Here is a 20,775-nt window from a genome sequence, read left to right on the forward strand (position 1 = left end):
AAGTATGCATTTGGTAGCTTTAAGTCAATAATTGTAAATTATGTAGCGATGAAATTAGCGATCGTCATCTTTGGGTTTTTGCTTATACACCACCTGGCTGGACAAGGCTATGATACACTACATTTTACAGATGGCGGAGTGAAGGCTGTTGGTAAAGTGACTAATGGATCAAAGCATGGAGTTTGGAAATATCATTATCCCAGCGGAGAGTTAAATGCGCTATTAACCTACAAGCATGGATTGATGAACGGGACTCAGAAATATTATTCTTTCAATGGGGTACTAATTGCCAGGGAATTTTGGGAAGAAGGTCTATTAGAAGATACTGCAAACTATTTCTATCCATCCGGTCAGCTGGAGAAGGCAGGGAGGTATGAAAAGGGCTTGTATGAAGGAAGGTGGATTTTCTTTTATGAAAACGGGAAGTTGAAACGAGCGGGGTATTATGAGCAGGGAAGCCCTGAGGGTCAATGGGAGTTTTATTTCGAAAATGGACATCTCAACCAAAAAGGGGTGCTAAAAAACGGACTTGAAGATGGTCTGTGGGTTTACTACGATGAGGATGGAAGCCTATTGTACGAAGGGAATTGGGACGAAGGAAAAAAGGTGGGACAGTGGTATTACTTCAAAAAGGGCAAGCCTAAAAAATGGAAGGATTTTGACTAAAATACTTGACTTTGGTAGAGTCATGAATAAACAAAGTAATGCCTAAAATCTTCTCCTTGGAGGAGAAAAAGAGGGTGGGTTCTAAAGGATCCTATTTGAGTTATTCTGAAACAGAGTTATAAATTTTGTTATAACCCACCCCAACCCCTCCCAGGAGGGGAATCAAGATTTTTATTTTTCCTGTCTAATTAGAAAAGAGAGAGGATATTGATAAAGAAGTTTGTTTCATCCTCTCCATTTCGTGAGAACTCAAATCGAAAAGTAACATCATTAACCAGCACCAAATCGATTCCGGTACCGATACTGTATAGATATTTATCAGTGAGCAACTCACTTCCTTCATAATTTGGGAAGCCTACCGCATAACCCTGATCAAAGAATACCTTACCATAGATGGTGATCGGGAATGTTTGAAACTGCCGAAGAGGCATCACTTTGCTGATGTCATATTTCCGTCCGAATAGTTGATGCTTTAACTCATTTCGTTGCAAGACATAAGAGCTAGCTTCGATGATGCGCAGGTCGTACCCTCTGATGACTTCTTTTAGAAAACCAATAGAGTTATAATTAAAGTAAGCACGATCTTTTACTGGATAAGTGCTAAGCACTGAAAGATTATTGACGAGAAACCAGTTATCTTTAAATGCCGTGTATTTTGTGAGTCGAGCCCTGGCTCGCCAGTAATCAACTCCGTCATCGTAAAGTCCTAAACCCACCTTTGTTAGACCCAGCCGGTGAAAGGAACCTTTAGTAGGATAATTTACATTATTTCTTTTATCCCAAACGTACGTGTAGCCCAACGTTAAGTATTGCTGTTGCGTTTGTCCATCCCCTAAATAATTTTCGTTTATGCGGGCCACCGTATCGGCTATGTCTACACGAATATGACCAATGCCCGTGCTATGATAGGAGTAAAAGGAGCTTCGATAGGAGTGAGAGATTGTGTTTGTATATGCGCGTCTTAGCACCTCCTCTTGTGAAGAAGTAAATCGTCTAACATTTTCCCGAGTGATCACAGGGACGTTTTTCGCTTCAAAATAACTGGAGCTGATGAGTAGCCCATTGTTTTGCTTTTTGTCGATGTAAGGAACCTGGTAGTAGAGATTAATTACAGTCTCAAAACCCGTTTGCAGCCATAATCGTAAAACTTCACCTCGCCCACGAAAATTGAATTGAGTGACCTTGAGACCATAATTAACGCGACTCAAGTCACGGTCGCGGTTTACCCACCAGTCGTTGAAATTCCTATCAATTAATCGAAAGATAGGGAAGGGGTAAATGTACCAGCGTTCATCAACAGTAATTTTTACATCTACCCGACCACCCTGCTTATTGACCAAGTCAATCGAAACAGCATTGAAGAGGTTAGTGTTATAAATTCGGTTTCGATTCCAGACAAACATGCTATCGAGCTGGTAACGCATGTATGAGCTATCAGTAGAAAAACTCAGCTCTCTGGTGATGATGTGAGGTTTTGTTTTGAAATTCCCCTCGATGAAAATTCGATCGATGGTGAGTATCTCCGTAGAATCAGTTTGGGCACTTGCCAGCAGGACAAATCCGTAAAGAACGAAGAATACCTGAAATTTTTTCACTCACTTAAATGATCTACTCGTCTAACTCGATGTAAGAAAAAAGAAAACACTATAAATCCCCTCCTCGGAGGGGTAGGGGTGGGTACCCAAAATCGTTTTCTTTTTAGTCAATTTTTAAAAAATGACAGTTTGGTGAAGACCCACCTCTAGCTCCTCCCAAGAGGAGACTATTGGAGTCATTTTTTAATAAAATTGACTTTCTTACACAGAACTGGTTTTAGCTTAATGGCTAACGCACAAACAGAATGAATTTTTGGTGAGCGTCCAAATTTTGGATGGTACTTTTGTTTAAGTGAATCGCATCTTAAAGAAAATCCTCATTTTTCCGGTATTGATCTATCAATATTCGATTTCACCTCTGTTTCCTAATAGTTGCAGGTACACGCCCACCTGCTCTCAATACACAAAGGAGGCCATCCAAAAGCACGGACTAAAAGGGGTGTGGATGGGAATCAAACGAATCAGCAGATGTCATCCATGGGGTGGGAGTGGCTATGATCCGGTGGAGTGAGGTTCATGCAAATATATTACGGTGAAGTGGAAAATTTATAGACATAAGTCAAGCATCTAAAGCAATATATTCGCCGGATTTGATGATTGGCTATTCATCAATTAAAGCTCCTCCAACTCATCTCTATACCCACCACTCAAAATAGGGAAGCGATACCATGAGCGAGGGTCGATGTTAAAATCGTCAAAATGGAAACTTGGGGCATAGCGTTCCCGTTTCCACTGGTTTCTTGTCCAGAGCCTGTAGAATTTTTTAATCCAATCTTTGAGTATATCGGGATCGTATTCACTTTTCAGCGCTTCAAAAACCTGCTTTGGAGAATTACCATTTAAAATAGCTTCTCGTTCTATTTTCATTAAGACCTCATACGGCATCAAGTCTTCTTCATCTGTTTGGTTCTGTTCTTCCGGTCTTAGCTCTGCAGTAGGAGTTAGTGCGTTTACATCTTTCAGTCCGGTAAAACCCAGCTCATATTCCGCATATTTTAACCATTGTAGAATAAAGTGTTTGTCCACCCCAGCGATGGGAGAGATGCTACCGCTTGTGTCACCATCCATGGTGGCATAACCAACATCTCCTTCGCTTCGGTTGGATGTAGCCATGAGCAGCTTGTTTTCCAGGTTGGCCAGCATCCAAATAATTGGTGCGCGCGAACGGGCCTGGATATTTTGCAGGGTGATGTCGTCCCGCTCCCAGGTTAGTTTCCTTCCTATGGCGCTTTCGATGGTGGATTGGTAATGATCTACTCCCTCATCGATTTGCCAATTGTAGAACGTTGCTCCCAGGCTTTCAGCAAGGTTTTTGGCAGAATTAAATGTTGCAGATGAGGAATTTTTGGTAGCCTGATATGCAGTGGTTAATAACTGATTGGTGATGGCCTCTGGTGTATCACCATCTAATTTAAATCCGAGCTTGGCCTCCAAACCATCTTTACCTCGCTGCTCAAGGGCTGTGCGTACCGCAAAGGCAATCAGCGTAGCAATGGTGCTGGAGTCTGCTCCCCCGCTGAGTGACAAGACAAAACCTTTGCTTCTGCTTTTCCTGCAATAATCGAATAGCGCCAATCCGGCAGCATGAGCAAACTCTTCTTTTTGATCACTGTAGTGAGGCTTGATGTTTTCTGTGGCGGTATCATTTCCAAAATCAACCGCTACGGTCAGCAGACGATAATCATTGTACCACAAGCGATGATTGCGACCAATAAGCTTTCCTTTTTGAGCGATGAGCACATCACCATCGTAGATCATTCGGCCTGCCTCATTACCAAGGAGGTTGGCATATAAATACACGCAATCAAATTTTTTAGAGCTCTCTTTGACGATCACATTTTCTCTGAAAATGGATTTGCCAAAAGCAAAGTGAGAGGCACTTGGGTTAAGCACCAGATCTACTTTGCGATCCAGGTGCTCAATCGGGCGATCAGGTTGCCAGGCATCTTCGCAGATTTCAAAGCCTATTGTAAGATTTTTATGAGTAACAGTTACATGCCCTATCGGGATTTGAACACTGTCTATTTCAAAAATTTCAACTACTCCTGAGGGCCATGGAGCGAACCAGCGAGGTTCGTAATGCACACCATCGTTAGCTAGCTTTTGTTTGGCATAGATGCACTTAATTTCACCATCCGAGATAAAAGCAGTGGTATTGTAATTCTTTCCTTCTATTCGAATGGGCAACCCTACACAAACTGCGATTCCCTTTGTATGAGGGATGATTTCCAACAGCTTTTCCATGGCTGTTTGTGGTAGCCACTGACTTAAAAAGAGGTCTTCGCATCCATAGCCGGTGATGCAGAGTTCAGGCAGACAAAGGACATCTACACCTTCCTTTTTGGCATCATCGATTGCATTTTTGATGTTACCAATGTTGTTTTCCCAATCAATGGGGGTTTGATTGAGGCATGCTCCGGCAAGTTTTAGCTTTTGACTCATTCGTCTAAGTTAAGTTGCTCATAGGTCTTTCTGGCTGCATCCTGCTCAGCTTTCTTTTTACTAAAACCAAAGCCCTGAGACATAGGTGAATCATTCAAAAATACCTGAGCGGTAAACTTTCTATCTTCCTCATCTATAATCTCAAAACGGAGCTCTTTGTTCTCTTTTTGCGACCATTCCAGCAACCGGCTTTTAAAATTGGTGGTTCTTGAAATCAATTCCTCCAGATCGTAGTGAGGTTTAATCAGTTTACGAATGACAAATTTTTTACAGTATGGAAATCCATGATCCAGGTATACAGCTCCTATAAGCGCTTCCATACAGTCACCATATACTGAGCGATGGGCACGGGACCCTTGATGATATTGTACGAGTTCTTTTAGTCCGATCTTTTGTCCCAAACGATTGAGAGATTCACGATTTACAATCTTCGCACGAATTTCAGTAAGAAATCCTTCCTCCTTAAAGGGATAAGTCCGGTACAGGTATTCCGCAATGATCATTCCCAGAATGGCATCACCCAGATACTCCAATCGTTCATAGGAGTTTTTAATGCCTTGCTCATTCGTAGAAGCCACGCTGCTGTGGCGCATGGCTTGTTTGTAGAGTGCAAGGTTTATGGGAGCACGTCCCGTGATCAACCGGAAAGACTGTCGGAGTTTTTTTTCTGATTTAAGAGAATTAAGAAGACGGCCCGATAATCTTTTCGGAAACGATGACACTAGCCGTTGTATTTGCCTATAATAATGGAGGTGTTATGTCCTCCAAACCCAAAGGTATTGCTCATTGCGATGTTGACTTCACGTTTTTGGGCCTCATTGAATGTTAAATTTAGGTTCGGATCTATATCTGGATCATCCGTAAAGTGATTAATCGTAGGAGGGACAATGCCTTTCTCCAGTGCCATCAGGCAGGCGATAAATTCAACAGCACCTGCAGCACCCAGTAGGTGACCTGTCATGGACTTTGTTGAACTGATGTTCATTTTTTCAGCATTTGCTCCGAATACTCGCTGAGCTGCTCTGATTTCTCCCACATCGCCTAGTGGGGTAGATGTACCATGTGTATTCAGGTAGTCAATTTTGTCAGGTGTCAACCCTGCGTCCTCCAACGCATTTCTCATCACAAGCTCAATACCTGTACCATCCGGGTGAGGTTGAGTAATGTGATATGCATCAGCAGACATGCCGCTACCCAGTATTTCCGCATAAATTTTGGCTCCACGAGCCTTCGCATGCTCCAGTTCTTCCAGCATGATTGCGCCGGCACCTTCACCAAGAACAAATCCATCTCTGTCTTTGTCGTACGGGCGGGATGCGGTTTCAGGCGAGTCATTTCGCTCAGAAAGTGCTTTCATAGCATTGAATCCCCCAATGCCTGATTCAATAACGCCTGCTTCTGATCCACCGGTAAGAATAGCGTTGGCTTTTCCTAACTGAATGTAAGCATAAGCATCAGTAATGGCATTGTTAGAAGATGCACACGCAGAAACGGTTGCGAAGTTTGGTCCCATAAATCCATACTTGATGGATAATAGCCCAGGTGTAATATCCGCAATCATCTTTGGTACAAAGAATGGGTTGAATCTTGGGGTGCCGTCTCCCTGGGCAAAGCTCATCACTTCGTCCTGGAACGTACTAAACCCACCGATTCCTGACCCCCAGATCACACCGATTTTGGACTTATCTACACTGTCGAGATCCATTCCTGAATCAACGATAGCCTGCTCCCCAGTAACCATTCCGTACTGGGTATTAGGGTCCATTTTCCGTGCTTCCTTGCGGTCCAGATGGTCAGTAGCGTTGAAGCCTTTAACCTCACATGCGAACTTTGTGCGGAATTTTTCAGTATCAAAACGAGTGATAGGAGCCGCGCCACTTACTCCTTTGGCCAAAGAATCCCAATATTCATCTTTAGTGTTACCCAAAGGGGTAAGTGCACCAATTCCGGTTACTACGACTCGCTTTAATTCCATAGATATCTAAGCTAAGTTGGTTGTTTACTTAACGTTTTCTTCAAGGTAAGAGATAGCATGACCTACAGTGGCAATATTTTCAGCCTGGTCATCTGGGATAGAGATGTTGAATTCTTTTTCGAACTCCATGATCAGCTCTACAGTATCAAGTGAGTCAGCTCCTAGATCGTTGGTGAAGCTTGCCTCTGGAGTTACCTCAGACTCTTCTACACCTAGTTTGTCAATTATGATTGACGTTACTTTTTGTGCTATTTCAGACATTTTTGTAATGTTTGGTTAAAAATGAGATGCAAAGAAATATATTCTCAAACTAAAATCAAATTAGTCGTTGAACACATATCTCTTGCGAATTTAGGACTTAGCTTGCACATTCTATGAAGAAAAATAAATTAGATGGTGGGTATGCCATTGATTTTGAATTATTCGGGCTTGTTTGCAATAAAAAAGAATACAAGCTGGCATGGCATTTAAATGAAGCTATGGACATTTCTCTGGCTAAACAGGATGATATTAAAATTGAATATGCTGATAATACCTCTATTCTGATTTCAAATTACTTGTACGAGACAGACTATCTGATAATAGAGTTGCTTCAAAATAAACTGGTAGGTAGTGGCAATCTTTCAAAACAGCTGCTAATGCCTGAATTAAAGCAGTTTGACTACTTATTGAAGTTTAAAGACGAAACCGATGAACTATCTTCCGAAAACGTTAACGCAATTATCAAAGAGATTCCTATCATTGAGTACGCTGTGAAGCTTAATTTTGAAACGTTGAAATCCAAAGAGAATTTACTCTACTAGAAAACACTGAAACCTCCAATAAATGACTTCATCTACAAAGCGTACGAAAATAGTAGCCACATTAGGTCCGGCAAGCAATAGCAAAGAAGTAATCACCAAACTAGCAGAAGCAGGCGCAAATGTTTTTCGTCTAAATTTTTCGCATGGCACGCATGACGATCACAAGAAAGTGATCCAGATGATTCGTGAAGTCTGTGAAGAGAAAGATTATCGAATCGGGATGCTGCAGGATTTGCAGGGGCCAAAGATCCGAATTGGCCTAATGAAAGATGGGGGTGTCGAGATCAAAGAAGGACAGAAGCTGATCATCACCACAGAAGAAGTAGAAGGGGATGCGGACAGGGTGAGTACCGTTTATAAAGAGATCGTGAATGATGTAGAGGTAGGTGATACGATCCTGATTGATGATGGCAACCTGGAGTTGAAGACCATCGAAGTGAAGGATAAAGAAGTGGTGACAGAGGTTGTTTATGGAGGAGTGCTTAAGTCAAGAAAGGGAATAAACCTGCCAGATACGGTTGTTTCCGCACCGTCGCTGACTGAAAAAGACCTTGAGGATCTGAAGTTTGGACTATCTCAAGATATTGACTGGGTGGCCCTTTCATTTGTTAGAAAGCCAGAGGATATCATCCAGCTTAAAGATATCATTAAGGAAGCTGGAAAGAATACAAAGGTGGTGGCAAAGATCGAGAAGCCTGAGGCACTTAGGAATATTGACGCCATTATAGAAGAGACTGACGGGGTGATGGTAGCTCGTGGGGATCTTGGAGTGGAGATACCGATGCATGAGGTACCGATTTGGCAAAAGAAAATTGTGCAAAAATGTAATGAGCTGGCTAAGCCTGTGATTATTGCTACTCAGATGATGGAAAGTATGATCGAGAATCCAAGACCAACACGTGCAGAAACCAATGACATTGCTAATGCGGTGATGGATGGAGCTGATGCATTGATGCTGTCTGCAGAGTCTGCGGCCGGAAAGTACCCGGTGGAAGCTGTGCAGAAAATGTCTGAAACAATCAGAGCTGTGGAGACAGAGGCTGAATCTATCTACAATAAATATTACGATAAGCAATTTGAGTCCAGCACCCGAATGAACGATCTGTTGATCCGGGCGGCTTGTCGATTGGCGGAAAATACCAATGCCAGAGCACTTGTCTGCATGACGAAATCAGGATATACAGGTTTTCGTACAGCAATGCACCGATCGAAATCGGAGATTTACCTGTTTACCAACAACCATCAGTTGCTGAATCAGATGTGTTTGGTATGGGGTGTGAAAACATTCTATTACGACTCTCAGGAAAATATTGACAAAACCCTGGAGCAGATGGAAAAACGGTTAGTAGATACAGGCAACCTGGGTAAAGGTGACATTTTCATCAATACGGCTTCCATGCCACAGCACTGGCAGGGTCACACGAACATGTTGAAGATTCACGTGGTAGAGTAGTGCTTTTACGATGCTTTTTCGGTTATTTCTTAACTTCCTTCTGTCAATACGTGGTGCTGATTTGTCTCAGGGTTCAGATACTTATCTATTTGACCGGATGGCCACTCCACAATAAGGGAGTCGATTGTTGTTTCGTCACCTATCCCAAAATGCAATTCATAATCATTTTGGCTTCCATAGCCGGTTATGGTGTACATCCACCGATGCATTTCTTTCTTTGGAGTATGAATTCTTAAATGTGCACCGATAGCAAATGCATTTGATTTTGTTCCTTTAAGCCTGAAGGCTACCCAGTTTTTTCCTGTGGTTTGATTGATATAAAAACGATTGATCTGATCTGCTGACCCCCAATTTGCTATGAATAAATCTAAATCTCCATCCCGATCGAAATCTGCGTGGGCAACACCAGCGGTTGTGTCTGCATGCTGGCTGATCACTCCTTCTTCGTAGGAAGTAAACTCACCATCTCCTTCATTTAAGTAGAGAAAGTTGTGCATATCAGGGCCGTAGGTGCCATTTCCAATGAAAATATCCAAGTCACCATCATTGTCATAGTCGCCCCATGAATGACCTTTCGATGCACCTCCTTTTTCTGTTACTATGATGCTCCCGATCATCGGATTAAGGGTTCCTTTTCCATCATTTGCAAAGAGTAGGTTTTCCTTATCGAAATTGGCAACAAATAGATCCAGGTCGCCATCATCATCAAAATCTGCCCAGGAAGAACCGTATGCGTACCCTTCGTCTTCAATGATTGGTCCTGTGCTATCTTGTGCAAACTGCAGGTTCCCAAGATTTCGATAATACAGGTTGGGCTCCCTTGCATTTCCAATGAATATTTCCGGAAGCCCATCGCCATTTGCATCGGCGCAGGCGCATGTTCGGGCTGTACCATTGCCACTGATGAGTAGGTGGTCAGATAGGCGTCTGAATGCACCTTTTCCCTCGTTTTCATAGAATAGGTTTCCATTTAACCGATACCCAACCAATAACACATCCAGGTCGCCATCCAGGTCATAGTCTGCCCAGCAGGCCATTGAGGTGCTAATGCTGTCCCTGGTTAAGGCATGGTCAGTAATCTTGGTGAAACGTTTGAGGCTATCATTACGAAACAGCTGATTGGGCTCTTTGCCCCGGCTGCATAGGTAAAGGTCCAGGTCACCATCATTGTCATAATCCACCCAACTAACGCCTTCCGAAGTGCCGCCCTCTCTGATCAATTCAGCAAACACATTACCCAATCTGATTTTTTTGAGTCCTCCCTGGCCATTGTTGCTATACATGGCATTCCATTGACCGGCTGAGTTAGCAGTGTATAATTCAGGAGCGCCATCCTGATTGACATCTCCCCAGGCCACTCCTCGGGTAAACCCTCCGTCTGTGGCAATCCTTCCATTCTCATTAAGAATGAAAAGCGGTACGTCCTTATTAGAAGCAGATTGCTTGCATGAATAGCATAATATTAACGTGAGGATAAAGTAAGGAAGGAAGGAAGGTTTGAGCATAATAGTGAGGTTGCGGGTATTTTCAACGCAGCAGGTGATGAATAGGTTTTAAAAAGCGAGTTGCACTCAGGCTTTGCTGTTTCTAGTATTCCTCGCTCAATAAATGACTTTACGGCGATGTTCTCATTAATGCTATTTCTATACCAAGGGACTTGCTCCACACCCATCTTAATGAAGATGGGTTGACTAAGTGGCCAATTTTTTAGTGCATACCAATTAGTACGAATGGGAACCAATCAGACAGGATGTCATATTTCTTGTTTTTTATCACTTTGAGTCTTGCTTTTTGAAAACCTTTATAAATGTCCTGTTTCTTCTTTTTCGCATAGCGGCTGTAGAAGTTTACAGCCATCTCGGCAGTGGATTCGTCACCCACCTCCCACAAGCTTACAATAATGAATTTTGAACCAGAAAAGAAAAAACCACGACTAAACCCAACAAGGCCCTCACCTCGAAGCAGCTGGCCTAGCCCGGTTTCGCATGCACTGAGTATTACCAGCTCTGCCTTTGTGTTAAATCCGTAAATTTCACCTAAGGTTAACAATTCAGATTTGGCCGAATCAGTGAAGACAATTCCTGAGAATTGTGGTCTATGTTCGTCTAATATTCCGTGTGTTGCAAAATGTAAAAATCGACTGTTTAGTGACGTGCTATCGAACAAACTATTTTTCGAAGCTGAGTTGAAAAAGTATGCATTTGATTGAAATTTTCTGGCTGATACTTTTTTGTAGATGCTTGCAAGTTCCTGTTCGGATGCAAGCAGAGTTTTGTAATTGTTGGAATGGTTTGTAGAGTCGACCAAAACGTATTCAATCGAACGCTGTTTGTCATTGGATAATACCTTGTATTCCTTTCTATTATTAAAGACGGGGGCAAATCCTGTAAATGAGTTGTTATTCGCACTATAGTCATAAGGAGTTTTTGCCATTTCTACAGAAAGCGTAAGTGAGTAGCTATAGGAGACACTCGCATGATTAATTAAATACTTCTGTTTTCGAAGCGGCTTTCCATTATACTCCGGGAGCAAAGACTCAAAAGGAATGTAGCTAAGCAAGCCATCGGGAACTATCATTAAATGCATCTTTTTCTCAATAGGAATTGGAATTAAAAGATCAAATAGTTCCTGGGAAGAACTGATGAATACTTCCTCAGAATTATAGAGGATCGAATTTCGAAGACCTTTTATCAATCGGTCGAAATTTTCGGGTTTTTTATTGATAAAAAGCTGAAAGGTATCTTTATCAATATGGAAAATATAAAGTGATTCCTGCCCGATGAAATATTCCAGAATATGATATTGTTTTTTATCCTTTTTATTGACTGGGTTAAGAATGTTTTTCTGAATATCCTTTACAGATGCAGAATAGCTATCATATTTCAATTGGAAATAGTTGTGATATTCTTTTTCAAGAAATAAGATAAAATCAGAGTACGAATTCTTAAGGTTGAAAAGCTGGTTTTGGTATGTCTCTACCACCGAGCGACGAGCTCTGGTACCCTTATTTAGCTCATCAAATAATTCAATTTCTTTGTCTGCAATTAATTGAATCAATTCTTTTTCTCTCGTCAAAAGGGAATCTGGTACTCCTGCTACCTTTTTTGCATTGGCATCTTTGATTCCTGACAGCAATATACCCGCTCTGCTTTTTTCGGAAAAGAAGAAGGCATTTTCTACGTAGCTCGCAGATCCGCTAATTTCAGCCATTCGCATACATAGTTGCATGGCATGTTCGTAGAGGTAAGAGGTCTTTTCTCCTAAGAATCGTTTTGACTCCTCGGAAACATAGCCTGTTCTTAATTTATCAATAAGATTAGCAATTAAGTTATAAGTGTCCAGAGCGGCAGTGAGTAGTTCAAAGTCCAGAGTTTGATCGTAATAATTTTCTAACGCTTCAACTTTTCCAGTCAGGGATTGCAAAAGAATGAAGTCTGAAACAGTATTATCTAGTTGCGGATTCGATAAAATGGTGGTATCTGTGAATCCGAAAATATTACTTACCAGGGATATTTGGTAATTTTTTAGAGCATTATAATAATCTCCATTTTTAGCATACAAGGTTCCAACATTGTAGTATCCTGTTCCCAAATGTGGGTGTACCGTTCCAAGCAGGTTTCGATAAATCCTTAAGCTCCTCAGGTAGTCGCGTATAGAGTTTTGATCAATTTCTTGATACTGATACACCTTGCCCAGATCATTAAAAACTTTAGCCAAGTAGATATGCTGCTTGTTGGGAAGTTTACGATCCAAAATCTTCCAGGCTTTTTGTAAGTATGTCACCGCAGAATCCATCTGGTCCATATGAAAGAATAATACTCCTTTCTGGTTATAGCATCTGGCAAGAAAGATTCCCTCTTCCTCTCTATACTGCAGTGTGATATTAATAGCTGTATCTAAGCTGGTATAACTCTGGTCATAGGATTCCAGAGCAGATAAAAGTCTGGAGTATTCATAATATGATTCTGCCTTTAGTGGGTGACCTTTGTCGAGAAGTCTATCCATTCCATAGATGGATTTTTCAATAAATTCTCTGGCGGCACCATAATCGCTCTTTTCGTAATAGATTCGGCATATTAGTTTATGATAACCTGCTGAAATAGGATGACTTACAGGGTAGTTTTTCTGAACCAGCGGTAAGTACTTTTTAGCGATTGCCAGACTTTCATCGAACTCACCTTTTTCCAATAGCAATAAACTATTAACATAGTTGTATTTCAATATGACCGCAGCAGAGGTCGTGCTATCTGATTTGAATTCTATGCTGCTAAATTGTTTGAGAGCCTGTTCCAGTTGGCCACCACTATATGTTTGAAGAGTGGCGAATACATCTAGAATTACTTTTTTTTCGGGAAAATTTCTTCTGAATTTATTTAGTTCATTCAGTATGGTTTGATCATTCAGTAATAGACCGTATTCTAGATATTCAATCCACATTTCGCCCATTTTGCTCTCAGACGAATTAGTTTCTATGGATAACCTCATCCATTTAGCTGCTTCGGAAATCTTACCATCAAAGAAATCGATCAATGACTGCATGCGATATAGCTCAGAATTTTGAGATGATCTCCTGCCATAATTTCTTATGACAGCCGGTAAAACATTGTTTATTACAGATTTGGTGCTGTCAATGTTTTTCTTGTTGAAATAGTACTTAGCTAATGATTTCTTCAGGTCGAGTATAAGTTTATTGTTTCTATACCTAGATATAGTTTTGGTAGAATCAAAAACAACCCGCATGTAGTAATGTGTAGAGTCAACATATCCACTATCGGATAGGTACTTCTCCATAGGCCGATATGCAATGGTGGCGGATGCATAGTGCTTTTGTATGACATACTGGTGAAAGGCAGAGTCATAATAGATCATACCGCTATCAAATTGTTGTTTTTGATCATATTGTATGGCCATTGATCTAAAGGCGGAACCCGATTTTTGGGCGTTTAAAGATCCAGTAAGTAGAAGTAGGCCAATAACCAGGGGTATGAACTTAATCGAGAAATAATGTTCAAAAATTAAGAATTGGTGGTTGATAGTCATGAGGGTTTAGCTTTAGGTAACTGTAATGTTATGTATTTAATAGCAAGAGTATCATCGAAATAACTAATAGGATAGCTATCCATTTGTGGCTAGTCTTGGTCTCAGCAAACTCATACTTACAGATTGGGCATGTTTTTGAGGTGATGTCTACTTCCATTGCACAGGATGGGCATTCTTTTGTTTTCATCACAGTGACTTTAATGCAGTGACCAACAAAAACAACCACCCGGCGATAAATAGTAAACCTCCAATCGGTGTGATGGCTCCCAGCCATTTCATTCCTGTGAAGCATAGGACATACAATGATCCCGAAAAAATCAGGATGCCAAATGCCATACTATACCCGGCATAGTTGAGCCACTGGCTCTCATATTTAGTCATCAATAAAGCGATGGCTAACAGCGCAAATGTGTGATAAAACTGATACTGAACAGCAGTCTGGTAGGTGGCCAGTGTACCTTCAGACTGAAGTTTGTCTTTGAGAGCATGAGCACCAAAAGCGCCTAAAGCAACGGATAGTATACCGGAAATGGAGGAGATGATGAGAAAGAGTTTATGCATTACTTCTGTTCGTTATAGTATTCGGGCAAAGTAAATAGGATGGGGTTGGGTGATACATCCAGTTTGATATTCGTAGCGGTGGTCACTATCTGCTTGTCACCTAGTTTGGCTTTTCTTTTCAAAACCACACCATTCCATACCCATAACTCCTGAATTGCCTTTCCTTCAAAGGTCCAGACCTGGCATTTTTTATCCATCAACAGAGAGTCACCTTGCTGGGTACCACCGATCGCAAATAGGATAGCTTCAGATAGCTGGGCAGGAGTTTTATAGCTGGCCTGCTGGCTCCACTTCAAATCTTTTCTTACCTTATACGTCGAGTCTTCCAGGTTCAATCGATATACAAAATCACCATCTGTGATTTCGTGAATATCCTGCGTACGAGTGATCCCATATAATTCAAATGTCATGGTTTGCTGACGTAGGCTGGTCCAGCCGTAATCAGTGAAAACCATCACTTCCTCTCCTTCGGCATCTCCAGTGATCGTGTAGTTGATTTCAGCACTTTTTAGCGAATATTTTTTTAGATCTTGAGCACGTAATTCCTCGGCCGTTTGGGCCTGAGAAAAGGTCAGAAATGGAATCAGAAAGAGGAAATGAATGAATGTTTTCATGCAAATAGAATTTGCTTTAAAGATATAAATAAAAAGCCCCCAGACGTATCGTCTGGGGGGTCAACCAGCAATCAACTTATCCTGAGTGATTTTTGGACAAACAGATTCAGGATAGATGATTGATTTTCTTATGAAAATGTTTTTGGAATAGAATTATTAATGGATTGGCTGAGCGTTGTGCTTATTCATTTCATCTACAAGTTGATCCATGATGTGATTGGGAATATCTCTAAGTTCCTCTACTTTAACAAGTTCACCGGGAATGAGTGAAGTTTGGCATATATTTTCAAATTCATTTTTGGATGAGTAGCCATACTCATTAGATATTGTGCTAAACCAAATTACTTTCATAATTCAAATATTTTTCTTTAAATCAAAAGTGAAATACATGCACTTTAAAATCCTGCACGAATACTTTCAATTTCTGCATATCAAGTGATAAGTAACCCCCTAGGCAAATCATTCAGGTTTGCCAACTAGCTCGTGTGAAAATAATATGGCTTTAACCTGAAAAAGAGATCATAGGAATATCTGCCATTGTTCTAAGCCCCGGATTACTTTTTAATAAGCTTCTCACCGCATTAATGGTAATAGCACAGGTAGCAATATCTCCATTTACCCCATCATTGATTTTGGACTTAATGGAAGGGCATCCTTGTATCAGGACTTCATCATATGATTCTTCTTCACCGATTGTAGCCTGAAACACCAGTTCGATTTTTACTGTACCATTGACATAGCCAGAACCTATCTGGCAAACACCTCTGGCATTTCCTTTTGTAACAGAAATTCCGTTATTGTTAAAGTCTGTTTCGGCAATGACCGGGGAGATTTCATCGGTGACTTTATCAAGTTTCCAACCAAGTGAATTGGCAATCAGCTGAATGGATTCAGTAAGTCCCACGTGTCTCAAGGTTCCTGCCTGTTTTTTAGCCTCAAAATCATCAACCGTAAGTCCGGCACCTATTTTTTTTTGAAAGGGAATTCTTCTGTACGACGCATTCTGAAATCTTGAAACCTTAACAGAGGTAACATTTTGACAAATTCCGGTCAGGAAAGAAGGTAATGCATCCATCAAAAACCCAGGGTTAACTCCTGTTCCTAATACAGCTACATTATTTGCTGAGGCGGCTGCATCAAGCTTTTTAGCCAGCTCCGGATTGGCTTCCCACGGAAAGCTAAGTTCTTCACAAGTCGACACTACCGGGATGCTATGTTCGATGATGTCCATTATTTGTGGAAAGATTCCATTCATGCTTGATACAGTTGTGAGAATGACTGCATCGGGTTTTTGATCTCTCAATACTTCGTCAATGCTTCCTTGTATGATTACTGCTGACGAAAGGTTTTCATTCAACTCTCCGAGCGATTTGCCAATTAGCTCTGGATCCTTATCCACCGCCGAAACAGTCTTTATACCTTTCCTAGACTGTATAAACTCAGCTATCTTAACACCAAGTGGGCCTAGGCCCACCTGACAAACCTTGATTTCCTGCATTTGCGTTTACTTTGCTTTACGTAAAGTTATTCATAGAATTCAGCTACTTCTTCAAGTGGTTTCCTTTCCAGGTCAGGTACGTACACTTCATCTTTTGGGTAGCCAATTGGTAAAAGGAGATACGGTCTTTCATTATCCGGTCGCTTCAGAATTTTAGTCAGAAAATTCATAGGAGAAGGAGTATGAGTCAAAGTAACCAGCCCAGCTTTATGAATAGCCGAGATGATCATACCGCAGGCTATTCCCACAGATTCATTGACATAGTAGTTGTTGCTTTTCTCCCCGTCCACCATTTCAAACACTCGCTTAAAAATAACGATCAGCCAAGGAGCTTCTTCCAGAAAGGGTTTGTTCCAATCCGTGCCAATTGGTGCCAGATCTTTCAGCCACCGCTCACTCATTCGTCCATGGTAGCTATCATATTCTTCCTTTTCTGCTGCCTCACGGATGGCCTTCTTAATTCCAGGGTTGGAAATAGCACAGAAAGTCCAGGGCTGCTTATGAGCCCCGGATGGTGCCGTAGATCCTGCCATGATCAGGCTTTCGATTAGTGCTTTGCTAACCGGTTTATCAGAAATATCACGAACGGTCCTACGTGTATCTAGCCACTCATAGTATTTCTGAGCGCGTGATTCAGCTTCGGTTAAATCGTAAACATCCCGTGTATAAGCAATATGAGGATGGCCATTAATTTCTTTTTTATCCATTACAATCCTAAAACTTCTACTCCTTGCTCAAATACAATATCTACAGGGATATTTTGCTCAGAAAGGCGATCCAGTTCTGTCTGAAGTACCTCTCCAATTTTACCTTTTTCTTCAACCAACTTAGCCACGCCTTTATAGTCTCCATTGCCTTGTAGAGTTAGGATTTTTTCAGAAAGAGCGTTCATTGCTTCTTTCATCTTGTCAAAATCCACCATGTAGGTGCCTGTTTCTTCGTCTTTAGCAAATGCTCCGTACTCATTAAAGAAGTTGAATCGGATCATATTGGCTTTTCCGTGTGAGCTGGCCGCTCCGAATCGGACGGAACGGAAGATGCCCGCCATAAAAGTCACGTAGTAGTCGTTCAGGTTTCCTTCAATTTCTCCTTTCTCATGCAGCTGTGTGATCATATAAAGACCAAGGATATCTGCTTTTCCTTCTTCCAGTGCAGAGGAGTGCTCTTTCAAAGCGTTTCTCACCGTCCCTTTATCATTGATGGTGTTTTTGATACCTAGTCCATGAGCTACTTCATGGAACATGGTATTTGCGAAAAATGCATCAAAAGTGATATGCTTGCGCTGATCCGGGTGAATCAAAACCTCTGAAATTGGGAGAAGAATATGATCAAACTTGGCCTGCATGGCATTCTTAAGTTGCAGTCTGCGAGAGCCTTTTGCTAATTGCACTTCCTCATCATTTGGCAGATTGATGGCAATCGTTTTTGATCCGGCATTGCAGTCTCCGGCATAGTACACCACATCATAGGCATTCAAATCTGCATCCGTTCCCGGTGTTTCTGCTTTGTATTCATCAGCTACAGGTAGTCCGCGCTGAAGCTCAGGTAGAAACTCAGCGTACTTGGCCAGGCGTTCACTCCAGCTTTTGTCTTTTACCAGCACATATGCTTCATGAGCAGCTTTGTAGTTATATAGTTTGTCTTCATAGTTTTCAATCGGCCCTACTACGAAATCCAGGCCATTCGTTTTCATGTCCATCCAGGCCATGTCAGACGGTTGGTAATTGTCCGTAACCAAGGCTTCTGCTCTTAATGTTAAATAGTTTTTCAAGCCTTCATCTTCTGCGAGTTCAGCACATTGCAACATCAGTTCTGAAGCACGTTGCACTTGCTCAGCAAACATCTCCTTGTAAGGCACAATGATGAGGTCGCCAGCATCATTTCTTCGAATGAAGGTGTACAAACTGGTTTTTCCTTCCAGATCAGCGGCTTCAAACTCTTCCCTGGTCATATCTGTAGGATAGAAATTAGCTCCCTCAGGTTTTGGACCTATTCCATCAATAAACGGTTTATTGTCATCCAGCCGATCCCATGGACCGTAGTTGATGTAAATATATTTTTTAGTTGCAGGATCCGTAAGTGAGGCAAGTAACGAGTCTTTTTTTCCGTATGCTTCATACCAAAAAAGCTCATCCATAATCTTGGATACCTCGATCATTAGAGGGATCATTTGTTTTTCATTTTCACTCAACTTGCTGATATCTGTGGTGAGTTTCACGCTTTTGTAGATATCCACCTTCTCCTTCATTGGAGACGTTTCCGATAAAGCATCTTCCTGAGATGACTTTTCGGGAGTAGAACATTGACTTAGAAAAAGTCCAATGAGGCTTATAGTTAAGATTCTTTTCATCATGGTATTTATTACTTCTGGTTAGTAACTCCGAAGTTAAGAAGATTCTCGTGTTCTTGAATTTGAATTAAATTGGCAGGCTAGAAAAATACCCAACTATGAAGAAAAATTTTATTCCATTACTACTTGGAGCAATTGTGTTGTCTTGTCAAACAACAGAAAACATCAAAGATTCTATTTCCGAAGAATCATTAAAGGCACACATTCAGGTGCTGTCTTCAGATGATTTTCAGGGTAGAAAGCCATTTACAGAAGGGGAGACGAAAACAGTAAACTACCTGATTGATCAATTCCAAGATTACGGTCTGGAACCCGGAAACGGTGATTCGTATACGCAGGAAGTCCCTTTGGTTGAGCTTACTGCCATTCCATCAGAGACGATGACCATTGAAGGGAATGGGCAAAAGATTGAGCTGAATGTGCTGGATGATTTTGTTGCCTATACGGAGAAAGTAGTTGAGCAAACTTCACTTGATGCCTCGCAACTTGTATTTGCAGGATATGGAGTGGTTGCGCCGGAATATGGATGGAATGATTATGAAGGTTTAGATGTGGAAGGCAAAACAGTAGTGGTGTTAGTAAACGATCCGGGATTTGCCTCAGGAGACTCAACATTCTTTAAGGGAGAAACGATGACCTACTACGGACGCTGGACATATAAATACGAAGAAGCAGCAAGACAAGGGGCAGCCGGATGTCTGATTATTCATGAAACAGTTCCAGCTGGCTATCCCTGGTTAGTCGTGAGAAATTCCTGGTCAGGCGCAAGCTTGTATCTGGATCAGTCGGGAGGAAATTACCAACCCGATGTACTGGGATGGATCACACGTGATGCGGCTATTAAAATATTTGAAGCTTCCGGCCAGGACATGAAAAACTATGCTGAAATGTCAAGAAGCGATGACTTTAAGCCATTCAGTTTGGGGCTCAATGCCTCTGTAACTGTGAGAAATGAAATTAAGCGAGATCAATCTCAAAATGTGATTGCAAAGATTACTGGTTCTGAAAAACCTGATGAATATATTATTTACTCTGCGCACTGGGATCACCTGGGCGTGGGTCAGGAGATAGATGGCGATAGTATTTACAATGGAGCACACGACAATGCATCCGGGACTGCTACGATGTTAGGAATTGCTGAGGCGATGGCAAAAATGGAGCAGAAGCCAAAACGTACTGTTGTATTTTTAGCTGTAACCGCTGAGGAGCAAGGTTTGCTTGGATCTAAACATTATGCGCAGAATCCAATTTATCCACCGGCACAAACTGTCGCTAACATCAACATGGATGGCATCACGGCCTGGGGTCCGATGAAAGATCTGACAGTTGTTGGTTATGGACAATCGGAGCTTGAAGATATCGCCGAAGAGGTTGCTAAAGATCAGGGAAGATACATCCTTGCCGATCCTGATCCGGGTAAGGGCTACTTCTTTCGGTCGGATCATTTCCAGTTTGCAAAAGTGGGAATTCCAGCATTATACGCATCTGGAGGATATGAGCATATGACCAAAGGTGTCGATTATGTAGATAGCTTAAATCAAGTTTACCTTACTTCACAATACCACCGACCACAAGATGAGTATAACGCTGACTACTGGACCTTTGACGGAATGGTATTGGATGGTGAGTTATTGATGGAAGTAGGATTAAGGGTTGCTAATTCCAAAGAATGGCCATCATGGAAAAAGGGTTCGGAGTTCAAGGCCATTAGAGAGAGTAGTAAGAATTAATTGTCACTTTGTCATCCTGAGTGAAACGAAGGAACTCATAATTTAAAT

18 protein-coding genes are annotated in these 20,775 nt (G+C 41.5%); 5 read left to right on the plus strand and 13 right to left on the minus strand.

What is annotated here, in order from left to right; translation table 11 throughout:
• Window positions 1-48: 48 nt before the first annotated feature.
• Complete coding sequence (locus ACXAH9_RS04685; RefSeq protein ID WP_474893702.1) at window positions 49-666, plus strand: toxin-antitoxin system YwqK family antitoxin; 618 nt, start codon at window positions 49-51, stop codon at window positions 664-666.
• A 188-nt stretch (window positions 667-854) separates the two neighbouring features.
• Here ACXAH9_RS04685 and ACXAH9_RS04690 read toward each other — a convergent pair whose 3' ends face one another.
• Window positions 855-2,261, minus strand: a complete 1,407-nt coding sequence (locus ACXAH9_RS04690; RefSeq protein ID WP_474893703.1) for a BamA/TamA family outer membrane protein — start codon at window positions 2,259-2,261, stop codon at window positions 855-857.
• 292 nt (window positions 2,262-2,553) lie between these two features.
• Here ACXAH9_RS04690 and yidD point away from each other — a divergent pair, with 292 nt between their 5' ends.
• Window positions 2,554-2,772, plus strand: a complete 219-nt coding sequence (gene yidD / locus ACXAH9_RS04695; RefSeq protein ID WP_474893704.1) for a membrane protein insertion efficiency factor YidD — start codon at window positions 2,554-2,556, stop codon at window positions 2,770-2,772.
• A 101-nt stretch (window positions 2,773-2,873) separates the two neighbouring features.
• On the opposite strand, the gene nadE is transcribed toward yidD, so the two are convergent.
• Genes nadE through ACXAH9_RS04715 form a run of 4 tightly spaced genes read right to left on the minus strand, consistent with a single transcriptional unit; the run spans window position 2,874 to window position 6,939 of the window.
• Window positions 2,874-4,703 (minus strand): NAD(+) synthase, encoded by a 1,830-nt coding sequence (gene nadE, locus ACXAH9_RS04700; RefSeq protein WP_474893705.1) that lies wholly within the window; start codon window positions 4,701-4,703, stop codon window positions 2,874-2,876.
• Window positions 4,700-5,425 carry a ribonuclease III gene (gene rnc, locus ACXAH9_RS04705; RefSeq protein ID WP_349562581.1) on the minus strand — a complete coding sequence of 242 codons (726 nt, stop codon included), beginning with the start codon at window positions 5,423-5,425 and terminating at the stop codon, window positions 4,700-4,702. Before rnc ends, nadE begins: the two co-directional genes overlap by 4 nt.
• On the minus strand, window positions 5,425-6,678 hold the full coding sequence (fabF, locus tag ACXAH9_RS04710) for a beta-ketoacyl-ACP synthase II (protein ID WP_474893706.1): 1,254 nt from the start codon (window positions 6,676-6,678) through the stop codon (window positions 5,425-5,427). The genes rnc and fabF overlap by 1 nt, the downstream gene beginning before the upstream one ends.
• Window positions 6,679-6,702: 24 nt before the next feature.
• Window positions 6,703-6,939, minus strand: a complete 237-nt coding sequence (locus tag ACXAH9_RS04715; RefSeq protein ID WP_089358163.1) for an acyl carrier protein — start codon at window positions 6,937-6,939, stop codon at window positions 6,703-6,705.
• Between the two features lie 113 nt (window positions 6,940-7,052).
• Between ACXAH9_RS04715 and ACXAH9_RS04720 the strand changes: the two genes are divergently transcribed.
• Both ACXAH9_RS04720 and pyk read left to right on the plus strand, forming a co-directional pair.
• Entirely contained in the window at window positions 7,053-7,481 is a 429-nt protein-coding gene (locus tag ACXAH9_RS04720) for an IPExxxVDY family protein (RefSeq protein WP_474893707.1), read from the plus strand.
• A 22-nt stretch (window positions 7,482-7,503) separates the two neighbouring features.
• Complete coding sequence (gene pyk / locus ACXAH9_RS04725; RefSeq protein WP_474893708.1) at window positions 7,504-8,934, plus strand: pyruvate kinase; 1,431 nt, start codon at window positions 7,504-7,506, stop codon at window positions 8,932-8,934.
• A 29-nt stretch (window positions 8,935-8,963) separates the two neighbouring features.
• Here pyk and ACXAH9_RS04730 read toward each other — a convergent pair whose 3' ends face one another.
• The 8 genes from ACXAH9_RS04730 to ACXAH9_RS04765 form a co-directional block, all read right to left on the minus strand.
• Window positions 8,964-10,439 carry a CRTAC1 family protein gene (locus tag ACXAH9_RS04730; RefSeq protein ID WP_474893709.1) on the minus strand — a complete coding sequence of 492 codons (1,476 nt, stop codon included), beginning with the start codon at window positions 10,437-10,439 and terminating at the stop codon, window positions 8,964-8,966.
• Between the two features lie 202 nt (window positions 10,440-10,641).
• Window positions 10,642-13,845, minus strand: a complete 3,204-nt coding sequence (locus ACXAH9_RS04735; protein ID WP_474893710.1) for a CHAT domain-containing protein — start codon at window positions 13,843-13,845, stop codon at window positions 10,642-10,644.
• 315 nt (window positions 13,846-14,160) lie between these two features.
• Window positions 14,161-14,535, minus strand: a complete 375-nt coding sequence (locus ACXAH9_RS04740) for a DUF423 domain-containing protein (RefSeq protein WP_474893711.1) — start codon at window positions 14,533-14,535, stop codon at window positions 14,161-14,163.
• Window positions 14,535-15,149: a hypothetical protein gene (locus ACXAH9_RS04745; RefSeq protein WP_474893712.1), complete on the minus strand. Its 615-nt coding sequence runs from the start codon at window positions 15,147-15,149 to the stop codon at window positions 14,535-14,537. Before ACXAH9_RS04745 ends, ACXAH9_RS04740 begins: the two co-directional genes overlap by 1 nt.
• A 156-nt stretch (window positions 15,150-15,305) precedes the next feature.
• Window positions 15,306-15,500, minus strand: a complete 195-nt coding sequence (locus ACXAH9_RS04750) for a hypothetical protein (protein ID WP_474893713.1) — start codon at window positions 15,498-15,500, stop codon at window positions 15,306-15,308.
• Between the two features lie 151 nt (window positions 15,501-15,651).
• Complete coding sequence (locus tag ACXAH9_RS04755; protein ID WP_474893714.1) at window positions 15,652-16,647, minus strand: NAD(P)H-dependent amine dehydrogenase family protein; 996 nt, start codon at window positions 16,645-16,647, stop codon at window positions 15,652-15,654.
• A 26-nt stretch (window positions 16,648-16,673) separates the two neighbouring features.
• Window positions 16,674-17,354: a nitroreductase family protein gene (locus ACXAH9_RS04760; protein WP_474893715.1), complete on the minus strand. Its 681-nt coding sequence runs from the start codon at window positions 17,352-17,354 to the stop codon at window positions 16,674-16,676.
• A complete protein-coding gene (locus ACXAH9_RS04765) occupies window positions 17,354-18,997 on the minus strand; it encodes a dipeptidyl-peptidase 3 family protein (RefSeq protein ID WP_474893716.1) in 1,644 nt (547 codons plus the stop codon). Before ACXAH9_RS04765 ends, ACXAH9_RS04760 begins: the two co-directional genes overlap by 1 nt.
• A 98-nt stretch (window positions 18,998-19,095) precedes the next feature.
• Here ACXAH9_RS04765 and ACXAH9_RS04770 point away from each other — a divergent pair, with 98 nt between their 5' ends.
• The gene (locus ACXAH9_RS04770; RefSeq protein ID WP_474893717.1) at window positions 19,096-20,727 is read left to right on the plus strand and encodes a M28 family metallopeptidase; all 1,632 of its coding nucleotides are present in this window, start codon (window positions 19,096-19,098) and stop codon (window positions 20,725-20,727) included.
• The last annotated feature ends 48 nt before the right edge of the window (window positions 20,728-20,775 follow it).

This window comes from Ekhidna sp. ABH4_415, assembly GCF_056161305.1.